Origin of the sequence: Mesorhizobium sp. M0016, from assembly GCF_040324035.1 — a bacterium.
Taxonomy (GTDB): Bacteria; Pseudomonadota; Alphaproteobacteria; order Rhizobiales; family Rhizobiaceae; genus Mesorhizobium.
The window spans coordinates 279,868-292,164 of record NZ_JAMYVM010000001.1 but is presented as its reverse complement, the minus strand read 5'-3'; the positions used below and the strand labels follow the sequence as shown (position 1 = coordinate 292,164).

The 12,297-nt window shown below is 60.5% G+C and carries 11 protein-coding genes; 4 read left to right on the top strand and 7 right to left on the bottom strand.

Features of this window, described 5'->3' with window-relative positions:
• The first annotated feature begins 44 nt into the window (after positions 1-44).
• Positions 45-275 carry a type IV toxin-antitoxin system AbiEi family antitoxin domain-containing protein gene (locus NKJ88_RS01455; protein ID WP_352443440.1) on the top strand — a complete coding sequence of 77 codons (231 nt, stop codon included), beginning with the start codon at positions 45-47 and terminating at the stop codon, positions 273-275.
• Between the two features lie 314 nt (positions 276-589).
• Here NKJ88_RS01455 and NKJ88_RS01450 read toward each other — a convergent pair whose 3' ends face one another.
• The 7 genes from NKJ88_RS01450 to NKJ88_RS01420 form a co-directional block, all read right to left on the bottom strand.
• Positions 590-862, bottom strand: coding sequence for a pyocin activator PrtN family protein (locus NKJ88_RS01450; RefSeq protein ID WP_502904717.1), 273 nt, complete (start codon positions 860-862; stop codon positions 590-592).
• Positions 863-1,205: 343 nt separating this feature from the next.
• Positions 1,206-1,586: a hypothetical protein gene (locus NKJ88_RS01445; RefSeq protein WP_352443439.1), complete on the bottom strand. Its 381-nt coding sequence runs from the start codon at positions 1,584-1,586 to the stop codon at positions 1,206-1,208.
• A 2-nt stretch (positions 1,587-1,588) separates the two neighbouring features.
• Positions 1,589-1,987, bottom strand: a complete 399-nt coding sequence (locus NKJ88_RS01440) for a hypothetical protein (RefSeq protein WP_352443438.1) — start codon at positions 1,985-1,987, stop codon at positions 1,589-1,591.
• A gap of 933 nt (positions 1,988-2,920) precedes the next feature.
• Entirely contained in the window at positions 2,921-3,271 is a 351-nt protein-coding gene (locus NKJ88_RS01435; protein ID WP_352443437.1) for a hypothetical protein, read from the bottom strand.
• 37 nt (positions 3,272-3,308) lie between these two features.
• Entirely contained in the window at positions 3,309-4,757 is a 1,449-nt protein-coding gene (locus NKJ88_RS01430; RefSeq protein WP_352443436.1) for a GDSL-type esterase/lipase family protein, read from the bottom strand.
• 38 nt (positions 4,758-4,795) lie between these two features.
• Positions 4,796-5,002 carry a lysozyme family protein gene (locus NKJ88_RS01425; RefSeq protein ID WP_352443435.1) on the bottom strand — a complete coding sequence of 69 codons (207 nt, stop codon included), beginning with the start codon at positions 5,000-5,002 and terminating at the stop codon, positions 4,796-4,798.
• Positions 5,003-5,006: 4 nt separating this feature from the next.
• A complete protein-coding gene (locus NKJ88_RS01420) occupies positions 5,007-5,342 on the bottom strand; it encodes a lysozyme family protein (protein WP_352443434.1) in 336 nt (111 codons plus the stop codon).
• Positions 5,343-5,879: 537 nt separating this feature from the next.
• Between NKJ88_RS01420 and NKJ88_RS01415 the strand changes: the two genes are divergently transcribed.
• Genes NKJ88_RS01415 through NKJ88_RS01405 form a run of 3 tightly spaced genes read left to right on the top strand, consistent with a single transcriptional unit; the run spans position 5,880 to position 11,738 of the window.
• Positions 5,880-6,926 (top strand): trypsin-like peptidase domain-containing protein, encoded by a 1,047-nt coding sequence (locus NKJ88_RS01415; protein ID WP_352443433.1) that lies wholly within the window; start codon positions 5,880-5,882, stop codon positions 6,924-6,926.
• Positions 6,927-6,936: 10 nt separating this feature from the next.
• On the top strand, positions 6,937-7,980 hold the full coding sequence (locus NKJ88_RS01410) for a hypothetical protein (protein ID WP_352443432.1): 1,044 nt from the start codon (positions 6,937-6,939) through the stop codon (positions 7,978-7,980).
• Positions 7,977-11,738, top strand: a complete 3,762-nt coding sequence (locus NKJ88_RS01405; RefSeq protein WP_352443431.1) for an AAA family ATPase — start codon at positions 7,977-7,979, stop codon at positions 11,736-11,738. Before NKJ88_RS01410 ends, NKJ88_RS01405 begins: the two co-directional genes overlap by 4 nt.
• The last annotated feature ends 559 nt before the right edge of the window (positions 11,739-12,297 follow it).

The following is a 12,297-nucleotide window of genomic DNA, read 5'->3' as shown; positions in this document are numbered from 1 at the left end:
AGTTGCCGATTCCACTACTCCCTTCTACGCCAAAGCTGCCGACTATGCGTAAACGTGACCGGGATCGTGCGGAGGCACTGCGCCTTGCCGGAGGTCCGCGACCGTCGCTGAGAGCGCGCGCGGTCGCGTTGGCCCAAGAACGAGGAGTGGTACGAACGTGCGATCTCACGGACATTGGCATTCCCCGCTGTTACCTGACCCGGATGTGCGATGAGGGCCTGCTCATCAAGGTCGGCTACGGACTCTATCGCGCCACAGATCAGAAGGCGGCATGATCCGATCTTGGCTAATCCCCGGAGAATGGCAATGTCTGCAGCGGTTCGATCGCGCGAATGGAAACAATGGCGAGAAATCGGCGACGCGGCCGTGAGATCCACGTCGGTTCAATGATGGACTGGACAAACGCGACGAAAAGCAACGCATATTCAACAACTAAGCGGCATAGATTCCTCTAAGTTGTACTGTTGTTGTACTTGTCGGGAGTGCTTGGGCAATATCGCGCGTATTTTAGGGGGAAGAGCCACGAATGGCGGAGGGAGCACCCAGTCATCCGGTACTGCTGAACTCCAAGCGAAAAGGCCATGGACCGCTAGCTACCACGGAAGGCGAGCATTTCAGACAGTGCGATTTCGCGGCGCCTATCGAGGTATGAAGCTAGGTCCTGAAGATGAACGCCTTTGGCACTCTTCTGGCTTCTTTCTGCTCGGGTTAGCGGCAGCTCAATTTCTCCAATGCTCACTTTGCGTAAGAACTTGGTGAGCGTCAGGTGGGAAAAATAATCCTTGCATACGGTCTCGGCGGGGACAATCACGCGTCCCTTTGCGCCATGAGTAGGAAGAGCGTGTTCAATTTCTTTGCTCACCGCCAGCCATCCCAGGGATGATCAACGGAGTTGCAGCGAAGTGCAATTGGAGCAATCGACGCCAAATGGATAGCGCGGTCGTTCAAAACGTGTGCAAGGAAAGTACGGCGAGCAAGCTCGCAGTGAAAAAACGCGATTTGCGCACAATGACGCGTCAGCATTTTGGCATGGAAAAAGATGATCTGGTTGCGGCCGAGCGTGGCGCCAATCTACCCTCTTCGGCCGCCGTGGCCGGTTGCCGCTCATCGTTGATTATGCGCGATTTCAGCAACGCGTGGAGCCCCGACGTACGTCGACTCTGCCCAAGACGGCCTGAAGATCGACAACTCGCCGCCATGGCATATCACCGTGTTGTGGCTGCTGGCCTGAGCAGCAACGCGGCACTCAAACTGGCGATGAACAGAACAAGGGCTACAAAATAACTCATGCCCGCCATCAAAAGCCAAATTTCATCGACGATTTGCAAGGTGGCCGAGACAATAGGGTCGGTGACGACCGCGACGCCGGCAACGATGGAGAGGGACGAGGCAGCAAGCATCATCCAGCGGACATGGCCGCCAACTCGGACGTAATGCGGTTCTCCGCTCGCCACGAGCGGCTTGAGCCGTCGGACGAGACGCAGGGCCCAAATCGCAACAAAGAAGTTAACGATCGGGATTATGGCGACGCCCGCTATCCAGTTCCGCTTGACTTCGTATCGTCTGGCTATTTCGCCAACCTGCATGCTCAGCTTTTCCGATGCGGCATTGATCTCCCGCCCACGGGCCTCGCAGGCCGCAAGGTGATAGTAAGGTCCTCGCCGCTCTTGAGGTAATTTTCCAACACTGGCACTTTAAGCAACTCATTCGCATCTTTAAGAGCAAATGCCGTATCCGAAGCGGCGGTAAAGACGACGCCCGGCTTCGCTTCAGCACGGCTCGCAAACTCGTGCGACAGACCCCCGCACAACGTGCGTGCGAAGGCAGGAAGGTTCCTACTCGCTGCGCCGCGATCGATGAGGGTCCACAGTATTTGGCCGGGCACGAGCAAGGCTGCCGGTTTCACGCAGGCGGACCGCATCCTGTCCATCGTCCTTGCGGTATCGTCGAGGGCGTGGTCGACCTCACGGCGCAGATCGTCGTCCAATTCCCCCTGCAGGCGTGCCGCCTGTGATGAAACGGACGTTTGCGAGCTCTCGTGCCATCGAGTCGATCTCGGCGGGGTGTTCCAGATGCGCGAAAGCTGGAACCTCGGGCGGCGGAGTGACGACCGCGTGGGCCCGCAGCGTACTTTCCGCAAGCTCTGTCGCCGGCAGCTTGTCGAGGCGCCCGGCCAAGGCCCGGACGCTCGCGCGGCCCGCGGCAAGCGCGCGAGCGATAACGGTCGGCCCAGCGAGGCAGCCACGCGTAATAGCGGCGGCTTCGCTCTCGAGGAGCGGCGTCAGTGCAGCAGCCTCCGCGACAAATGAGCACCGTCGCATTGGTCGTACGGACGGACAACTCGGGGACGCGAGCCGCCCGGGACCGCGCCAGGTTCATGAGCACTTCCCGTCTACAATCTCAGCTGGGATCACAGGCTTGGCTAAATGCCAGCCTCTACTATCCAAGCTGGTTGACGGATCCCAGAGAAACGTGAAGTCCTTGCGCCGAATGGCAGCTACCCCGAGGTTGTCACCGTACTTTATTGTGAAAGCTTCTAAATCAGGGGTCGACGGAGCTCGCTTAATCTCAATTCCATCTCCATTTCGGAGGCGAAGGTCCAAGTACTTTATGCAAATTTGATTTCCGCGCCGCGCAAAAGCAGCTATGACCGCCATATCATCATCGCGTCCAAGTCGTACCGCCACAGCGGCCTCGCCGAGAGTCACATCATCGGCCGTCACGGGCCGGTGATCTTGAAAGTCCCATATATCTCTGCCGTCTACGGCCTGGCTGTTAGAAGTAAAAACCAAGTTTCTCGCCCCCAAAATTACACTTGGCTTTAAATCAGTAAAAGTGAAACTTTGGCACGTATTCGAAAAGCGGCAAGATGAATCGGTTTCTATGTAAACAGCTGCTGCAGAAAAAAATATAGCTGTGATTACGCCGATCGATAAGCGAAATTTTCGACGCCTAGTGGTGTCACTACCGTTGGGAAGAGGGGAGTCAGTTGGAGGAATATTTGAAAGTTTAAGCTCTGCACGAGCATCCGAGATTCGCCGCGGGATGGAAATCGTTCAACCAAGGGTTTCAAAAAATCGGCAAGCCAGCCGCGTTCTCCTGCAATCCTGAGCACCTCAGTTGCGGCGACCTTTGGCGGAGCATCGACTGGAACTATTTCGTCCCAGAATCCAGGACGGACGGTATTAACAAAGTTCCGAAAATTGGGATGCGGACCAAGAACACCCAATACGGTCTCAGCAAGTCTGTCTATTTTTTTCTGCGACAGCATTGAGTTCCTTTAATCCCACAGAAGGCCATACTGAGGCTCAATGTGCGGAACCGACGGGAGCAGCCTTTGTCGGCGCCAGCCCATCCAGCTTCTCTCCCCAGACCTTGCACGTCACTTCCCAGGCAGGGCTTATGCCGCTCTTGACGATCACTGCGGCGACGAGCGGTGCAATAAAGACTGGCACTGATATGGCGATGAGGGCCGTACTGATCGCTCCTATCAGGGCGGCCTGCTCCAGTTTCAGTGCGCTTCGCAGCTTGTCGCGTTCCGTCGCCGAGTCGCCGCCATCGCCGCACAGCAGCTTGTAAAGTTCGTGGTGCCAGCGGTCGAAAACCTTGGCGCCGACCTCGCTGAAGAACGACGCAAAGGATTCCTCAACCGACCCGGCAGTTAGCCCCAACGTATAGCTGTCAGCTGCATCGGGCGCGTAGCGGAGGATCTCCGAGCGGCGGCCGATCTCGGCGATGAGCGTTGCCTCGTCGGCACTGAGCAGCGCCTCCACCGCGGCCACATCGCCCACCGGCAGCGGCCTGCTGGCTTCGATGGCCTCCGGCGCCACGCCTTCGAGACTCTCGATGCGGGTGCCTTCAGTCTTGGCACGGATGATCCGGGCCACCTTGCCGAAGCCGAAGCTCGTGGGATGCAATTCATCGAACCACTCATTGTCGGCAACGGTCCCGCGGCAATCCGCGACCACCACGACGCCGCCAAAATCGGTGACCATCTCGGTCAGGGCAGTGTGGAAGCGGTCAATGAGGATCCGGATGATCTGGCGCTGAAGCGGCCGATCGATGATGCCGAGCTTGATCATCGGCCGACCCAGCCACGGCCCGCCATTCGGGATCGCATAGTCGTAGCTGTGGCAGACGACGCGTTTCGCCCCGGCCGAAATCGTCTTGGCGATCATCTCGCGGTAGATGTCGATGATTGTTGCCAACAGAGCAGCGAACGCCTCCGTCACATGATCCGCCGCGCTCATCCCTGCCGTGTGCGGCTTGAGGTAGCGCGCTAGCCGTCCGTCGCCGAGCAGGTCGTTGCCGCCGCCGCTGAGCAGCACGACATCGGGCTTTTCGGCCAGCACCGCGACGACCACCTCATCCTGCCGGGCCATGTCGCTGAGCAGGTCGCCGGCGCCGCTGCACGAATAGATCGCCCAGGGCTCGAACAGGTGGTCGACCACGTCGTCAATGAGGAACGGATACTGGAACCAGGAATCGCCTTCTTCGACGACTCGCAATCCCGCCCAGCCTTGGATCTTCCGGCGGTAGAGCATCTGGCGACGCCATCGCGACACGCCGTTAAGCGAAGCCAGCGCGACTGCTGCCTCGGTCTCGGCATAGACGACCGTGGCCGGGTTCGGAACTACCTGCGGACGATAGCCCTGGCTCTCGATCGGATCCAGCATGAGATAAGGGCGAAGGGCGCTTTCCGGTATTGCCGGATCGCTGAGCATGGCGTTGAGCTCATCAAGGCTTATGCGTTCCACGTTCTCCTCCCTCCGATGCTGTCGCTACAATACCAAACTCAGAAGTGCCCCCGGCTGTGCGGGTGCACCTTGTCGAGATTGTCGAGCGCGCCGTAGAGGTCGCCGACGAGCTTGGACATCTTCGAATGGTCAAACTGCTCGACTGCCACGTCCCATGCGATCACGATATCCTTGAGTGCGCGAACCAGGTGCTTGGCCTTGGTGCCCTTGGCGGACCGGTTTGGCTCGGCGGGAAGCCGATGCACGGTTTTAGCCGTTCGAACTCGGCTTGTGGCATACGCGCCCCCAGTCAGCTTGGAACTGTGGCAGCGTGTGATAGCCCAGGTCGTACCCACAGCCGATTGTGATGCCCGAGGAATATTCCGGCCAGACTGGTCGGCCCTTAATGACTTGCTCATGGTAAGCGCGGCCGCCGGTCTCCCAGCGCAAGACGAAATCATAGGCCTTGCGCGAGATGACGTCGCTCCACGGGCGGTCGAGTGGAGTTGATTCGAGCCCCGAAGGTTGCTCGCGAAAGCCGGCCATTTCGTTGCGATCTTGCACTTCGAACTCGGATTCGACCGTCGGATTGATTGAATTGGGCATTTGTCGCTCCTTCCTGACGGATCCGCAAAGCCGAAGGTAACCCCCTCCAAGCACAGGGAGATCTACATAAAAAGGATCAAAAAATTCAAGATTCCGCGCAAAACTTCGTTCGATGGAACGTTGACCACTAGAGTGATGCGGAGTCAATGTGGTGATTCTTATTTCGGCGCGTGTCTTTTGGATTCGTTATTATAGATTCCACTTGAGTCGACCACGACCCTATGAGACGCTCTCAATCCAAGTTGCTGTGAGCGCCCGTTTCGAACAGTTATTGCGTTTCTCGCTTCTGGCAGTTGTGGTCGCGCGCGTACTCGACGGCAACGGGTTGGCTTACCTTCGGCTCGCTTCGACCCGGTGCTGCTTGCGGCCGATCAGTTTGAGGAACGGCGAGGCATGGAAGTTGCCATGTGAGGCAGGTGCAAAGCGCGCCGGCGACGAATGACGTGAAAAGGCAGCTGCGTAGCACGCGGAACTGCGGCTGCCGGGCGGGGCATAGTCCGTGTGGCTGCGGGGCGGTTGGAGGGGTTACAAGGCACAATGGCGATCGTTGATCAATTTCCATTTCCTATTCACGAGTTGCGCGCGCAGGAACTCGTCCGGGCGATGGCGGGATTCTATCGGTCGGAGCGCGAAGCGGTGCCGTTCGTTGCCCCCTTCGGTGTCGATCCGCTGGAAATCACGCCTGGGAACAACGCCCTCAACCTCTGGTTCGAACTGCTCGGCAAGCTCGCTGCGCAGGGCACGGTGCGCGCCGCAGTCAAGGCGACGCGAGATCAGTTCCCGAACAATCCGCGTGCGCCCTTTCTCGATTCGCTGCTCGGCGGTGACGAGGCTCCGGTCAGCGCCGAACCCGTGGGCCAGGATGATCCCGGATTCGATGACGGCGTCACCGCTCCCGAGGCGCTCCTGTTTCACGACGACCTGACCATGCCTACCGGTAGGCTCCCCGGGCTTATCGCTACGCTTACCAAGATGGTCGAGCTGGCTCCAGCGATCTGCCTGCTACGCGTCGAGAACAACTTTGGCTCGTTCTTCGGTACGGGCTTCCGCATCGGCGGCGACCACGTCCTGAGCAATCACCACGTGCTTTTCCCCAAGGGCCAGAAGGCGACTCGTGTCCAGGCGGACTTCGGATTCGATGTAGACGCCACGGGAGCGAGCCTTGCGGTCACCTCGCTCGCGGGCACGGTCGACAACATTGTCGGCGAAAAGGGCGACGACTGGGCTGTGGTTGCGGTACAAGGCATGAATGCCGGCTGGCCGGTATTGTCGCTTGACGACCCGCAGACGCCGAAGGTGGGCGATACAGCATTCATCCTGCAGCACCCTGGCGGGCAACAGCAACGGCTGGGTTTCGTGCGTAATACGATCAGCGACGTGACCGACGGCACCATCAAGTACATCACCGACACGCAGCCCGGATCCTCCGGAGCCCCAGTCCTCGACCGGGTCGGCCGGCTAATCGGCCTCCACCACGCCGGCGGCCGGGCTGTGGAAGTCGCGGGCATGCCGCCGGTGTCGAAGAACGAAGGCATCCGCATCAGCCGCGTGCTCGAGCGGATGCAAGCCAACGGTATGGGTTGATGCTAGCGCCATGATTTCTGAGCAGCGACAAACAGTATTGGTAGGGTTGGTAGCCGGGCTTCTACAGCGCCTGAATGCGATCAATTTCATCGACGGGCTGCGCGGCGCCGGAACTTGGGTGACAATCGTGCCAGTCGCCGGAGCCACTTACATCAACGAGCTCCAGGCGGTGGTGCGCACTGCAAACGCGGAGAACTGGCTACGACTGCTGGTCGCGGCATTGGTGGCCAGGTTCCCGGCTCGCGAGGAATTGGCGGCACTGCTCGGCGAGATCGACCGCAACGTCATCGTGCCCACGAGCCAAAACGCCGTGGATGAGGTTTTGCTCGGATCGGGCCGGCCGTTCGTCAACCGGAGCGATCTCCGGGCCCATCTGCTGTCCATGACGAGCGTCAACGGTGCTCCGATTCTGCTCATCGACGGAGCGGCCAAGACCGGCAAGTCGTACTCGTTCTATCTGATCAACCATGTAGCGCCCTCCAGGGGCTTCGAAGCCCATAAGTTCAGCCTCGCCACATGTCTGAGGCCAAACGAACTGGCTACCGAAATACTGGAACGGATCGGCGCACCCGCCGATCTGCCGCCCATCGGCAACGAGTCGGCTGAGCGCTGGGCCGGCAAGCTCGCCACCATCATCTACAACAAGTTGAAAGACGGCCCACCACGGGTGCTGGTCTTCGACGATTTTCCGGTAACGCTATTGCCCGACGGCAGCGTGCTCGACGTCCCGCTGCCGGATGGGACGGCCAGCTTCCTCATCCGCCTGGCCAAATACGCCGATGAGGAACTGCACGATGAACTGCGGATCGTCTTCACGCGGTTCAGAGCGCCATTGCCTGCAGAGCTCGAAGACATCGCCTTGCGCGACGAGGCTCAGGTTTTCACCAAAGATCACATGGTCGGCGCCATCATGCAGGTAGCAGTCGCGCGCAAATGGTCCGTCAGCCCCGCCGTCATCCAGCAAAAGGCAGAAGACTTCCACAGGACCCCAGGCCGCACGCTCAATGACTGCTTCAGGTTCGTGCGGGATCTTCTGCGGGAGTTGGGCAAATGATCAGGCTTTCAACGCAGCGCGAGCAGGAGTTTGCAGAGGCACTTGCGGACTCCTTCGACTCCCAGTTCCTGGAGAGTTTGCTCGCCAGCCGGTTGAACCTCAAAGTGCGAGAGATCGTGAGCCCGTTTTCGGCCTATGAGGTGCAGGTTCGCGCAATCGTGCGCCACGCTGCAGACATCGGCCGATTGGAGGATCTGCTGCGTGTCGCTTATGAGGCCAATCCGAGAAGCGAGAGGCTTCAATCACTGAACGAAGCTGTCGGGCTGCTGCCGGCCACCGACAATCTGGTAGAAATGGTTCGTGACAAACTCGGTCCCAATCAGGTGGGTCCCTGGACCAGCGGCCTCGCCGAGATTCGCCAGCAAGTCTGCGTCGTGAGTGGTGCTGCAGGCCACACGGGGATATCGGGAACCGGGTTCCTTGTCGGACCTGACCAAGTTATGACCCATGTCGTTGTCGCTCCCCTGGGACCTGACGGCCGGTTCAGTGCCGGTGGTGCCCCCGTCGTATCATTCGCCGGGCTGACGGGACCATCGCCAGCGCCATATACCGTCCTGCCCGACCCGATCTTCGTGTCGCGGAGTGGCCTGGTGGTTATGCAACTGGACCGACAAGCCGGAAGAGAGATTCAAGCAGGCGGCACGCTGACGCAGTCGCGCGGCCGCGGCTGGATTGTCCCTCATGGCCCGGCAGCGAGCGCCGCGGGCACCGCGGTGATAATCGTGCAGCATCACCAGGACCAGGACGTTCGCGTCGCGATCGATACGGAGGGTCTGGTATCGACCGCAGGGGGCATGCTGCAGTATCGGACCGCAACCCGGCCCGGTGCGACCGGTGCGCCCTGCTTCGACATCGAGTGGAGACTGTTGGGCGTTCATCTGCAGACCAGCTCCAAGGAAGACGTCAATGAGGGGATTCCGATCGCGGCGTTTGTCGCTCAGCTGCATGAACAGCATTTTCGCTGGGATCTGACCTCCGGTATAACGCGCGATCCGGCCTTTGCCTCGCACGGCGCTCATTCCGGCGAGCTCGACGATCGCGTCAAGCAGTTTGAGTTCACGGTGGATACGGCGGACGACGTGTGGAGCGATGATGCCGATGAAGATCCGTCGGACGAGGATCGCTGGGCCTGGGCTGAGGCGGCGGCGGTCTCCTCGACATTTGACCCCGAAAAATTGGTGCCGACTGAGCCGGCGTCCGACCATGGACGCGCTCAGGTCATCATCGAAAGTACGCCAGTCAATCTGCCTGACGCGAGCCGCGCTTGGCGGCTTCCCGACCGGATAAGGGTGAGGGCACTGGAACGGCTGTCAAACCGGAAGGCGCTGCAACGGGCACGGGAAAACAACCCAGGGACGCCATCCGATCCCGTCAATGTGGCGCTGGGCGCGCTGATCGCGGGGGATCCTGTGACCCTGGCCGACAGGCAGGATCCAGCTCGATTGCGCTCGGTCCTACAGGCGGCCGGCTGGCTGAGCCGAACAAATCTTCAACTGCCGCCACTCGCCGGTCTGCACATCGATCTTGAGCGGGCAAAGCTCCTTGCCCCCTTCCGGCACCTCACACGCGGCTTCTTTGCCGGCCGGGACACAGAACTTGCGCGACTGATTGCCTATGTCGAAGGCCCTGACACCACCGGTGGACCCGGCCCGCTGTTCGTCCACGGCCCTGGTGGCATGGGCAAGTCCGCACTCATCGCGCATTTCATCCTCGACTATTCGAACCGCGATCCAAAGCGTCTGGATATCGAAAGACCGTTCGTCTATCTCGATTTCGACCGGCCCGAACTCGATGCACGCGACCATCTGGGCATTCTGCTCGCCATCGCAAGACAGATCGCCCCGCAACTTTCCTCGTTGCGTCAGCAACTGGATGGGCTGTTGGAGGTCTGGGAGGGCAGGCGAAGGCTGACCAGGCGAACCAAGCGAGGTCGCCGAACACGACAGCCGACCCTCCCGTTGTACCCGTCCCAGGTCGATGACCTCTTGGACGAACTGGCAGCGATATTTAGCAGTGCGCAGGCTTCGCCAATGGCCAGGATTCCGGTTATCTTCGACACTTTGGAAGAGGTTCAGTACGCAACGCCGGACGCGATGCCATCGCTCGTCGATCTGGTCGGACGCCTGCAAGGAATGGTGCCGCCACTGCGCCCGATCTTGGCCGGCCGGGTCGAGATAGAAGATGCTCACCTCGATCAGCTCCCGCTGCAGCCATTACCCAAGGCGGCAGCAGAGGCGCTGCTGGGTAACCACCTGCCGCCGGCGCTTGCCAGGAAGAGTGAACTGATCGAGCGCATGATCAGGGTGGTGGGAGGCAATCCGCTGTCGCTGCGCCTCGCGGCGGACATGTTGCGGCGCGAGACCGACGCGGGCAACGACGAGTTGGGTGAGGAGGACCTGTGGCAGCGCATCGGTGATGCCATCGTTCAGGGGCAGCTCTACGAACGAATCGCCGAGCACCTGCACGATAACGCTGTCAAGCAGATCGCGATACCGGGCCTAGTCCTGCGCTACATCACCTCCCAGCTGATACAGGAGGTATTGGCCGGCCCGTGCCAGCTCGACGTTACGCAAGCCGGGGAGGCCGAAGAACTATTCGAGAAATTGGCAAACGAGACGGCCCTGGTGAGCCAGGGGCAGGACGTGGATCGACTGGTCATTCGTCCTGACCTGAGGCGGACGGTGCTAGAAGGCTTCCGGAAGGACAGAAGCAGCGCCCAGCGACGCGGGCAGATCCATGCCGCCGCCGTAGCGTATTTTGCGCAACGGCCCGGGCCGGAGAACCGGGCGGAAGAAATCTACCATCGTCTCTGGTTGGACGAGGCGCCTGACGATATTGACCCTCGCTGGCTGACGGGCGTTGAACCCATGCTGCGCAATGCGGTGGAAGAGCTGGAGGGCAGGGCTCGCCTGTATCTAGCCAACCGCGTAGGCGTGAGCGCCGGCGAGGTCACGGCCGGTGCGACGCAGCTGGAATGGGAGCGTTACGCCGAGAAACGCGCTGGCGATCTGTTGCAACTCGGCCTGGCGCAAGCCGCACTTGCGGTTCTTGGTAGCCGCTCGGAGCGCCTGCCGGGGAGCCGGCTGTACCTGCTCGAAAGCATCACCCACTCTGCGGTGGGCCACTATCCGCAGGCGGAATCACTGGCCAGCATGGCCGTGGTGGCTGCGCGCACCAGCAAGGAATCGGAGGACATTGAAGCTGCTCTTGACCAATTGGTACAAGTGCGGCGTCATCTCGGCGACACCAGAGGAGTGCTGCAAGCGCTGGCAGAACTGGGCAACCTGGGAGAGACGCTTGGCGACGACCTCATTCAGGTGGAGGCCAATACCGCCTCCTTGGAGGCTATCAGCATCCCCGAAATTTCCAGCGACACCTTCAGTGACAACGCCGTGAGGGTGTTCAGCCGCCTGCCGGACGAATTGATCGTTCGGGCCCCGGAGCTTGCGCGTCGATTGGCAGCGCAGGTCGGTGGCGACTACCCTGCGTTACTGCAGCGCGTGGTGCGTCTGGTTGGCATTGGACCGCTCGACGCAACCACCGCGGCAGGCCTGGGCAACGTCTTGGAGGGTTGGGCCCATGCGGACCCTGACATCCAGCCCTATCTCCCCAAGGCGCATGCATCCGCCGCCGACGTAGCGAATGCAACACAATACTTAGTCGGCAGACTGGAAATGGATCGGGAAACAGCTCGCTCTCTGTCCAACTGGATGCGCCCTATCGTGGCCCCACATACGTCAATCGACCCTGTCGGCTAGGTCTGCTGAAACGACCCTGTCCGCGCGTCAGGATTCAATGACGGTCTCGATAATCTCGCAATGAAGGGTGAGCCGTCGAGCAGCGCCGTCGCCACCTTGGCATCGACGGCCAGCCATTTACTGAAGCCGAGCTTCGGCGTCCGCGGCGGATGCGCCAGACGAACGAGCTTGCGCGCCAGACAGGACGATCGACCGTATGCATGGAGAAGCGCAGCGCCGACACGATGGTGTTCATGGTCCGCACGGGAACGCCGTCGTCCTGCTTGCTCGATCTGGAACCGGCGCAAGTCGTCGGCGGTTGCTGTGTCTGGTGATCGCCCAAGAAATGTCGCCGGGCGTCCGATGTCACGGAGATAGTTTGCTCTGCGTCTCCCGTGAGAAACGCCTGTTCATGTCGTCGATCAGCCGCTGACGAAGTGGACTGAGGATTGGGCAGGGTCAGGCTCCTTGTTGAAGAAGCCCGTGATGGTCTGCCGCTGCCGAACTATCCTCAATGCGAGCGACGTCCGGTTCGTGATCTACGCGCCCGTCCCGCGCAGCGGGTTCGTTCTTCGGCCCC

Bases quoted from the DNA above. Each gene is read 5' to 3' on its own strand.
- NKJ88_RS01445 (WP_352443439.1), bottom strand. From the start codon at position 1,586: ATGCAGGTTGGCGAAATAGCCAGACGATACGAAGTCAAGCGGAACTGG.
- NKJ88_RS01435 (WP_352443437.1), bottom strand. From the start codon at position 3,271: ATGCTGTCGCAGAAAAAAATAGACAGACTTGCTGAGACCGTATTGGGT.
- NKJ88_RS01410 (WP_352443432.1), top strand. From the start codon at position 6,937: ATGATTTCTGAGCAGCGACAAACAGTATTGGTAGGGTTGGTAGCCGGG.
- NKJ88_RS01455 (WP_352443440.1), top strand. From the start codon at position 45: ATGCGTAAACGTGACCGGGATCGTGCGGAGGCACTGCGCCTTGCCGGA.
- NKJ88_RS01405 (WP_352443431.1), top strand. From the start codon at position 7,977: ATGATCAGGCTTTCAACGCAGCGCGAGCAGGAGTTTGCAGAGGCACTT.
- NKJ88_RS01415 (WP_352443433.1), top strand. From the start codon at position 5,880: ATGGCGATCGTTGATCAATTTCCATTTCCTATTCACGAGTTGCGCGCG.
- NKJ88_RS01420 (WP_352443434.1), bottom strand. From the start codon at position 5,342: ATGCCCAATTCAATCAATCCGACGGTCGAATCCGAGTTCGAAGTGCAA.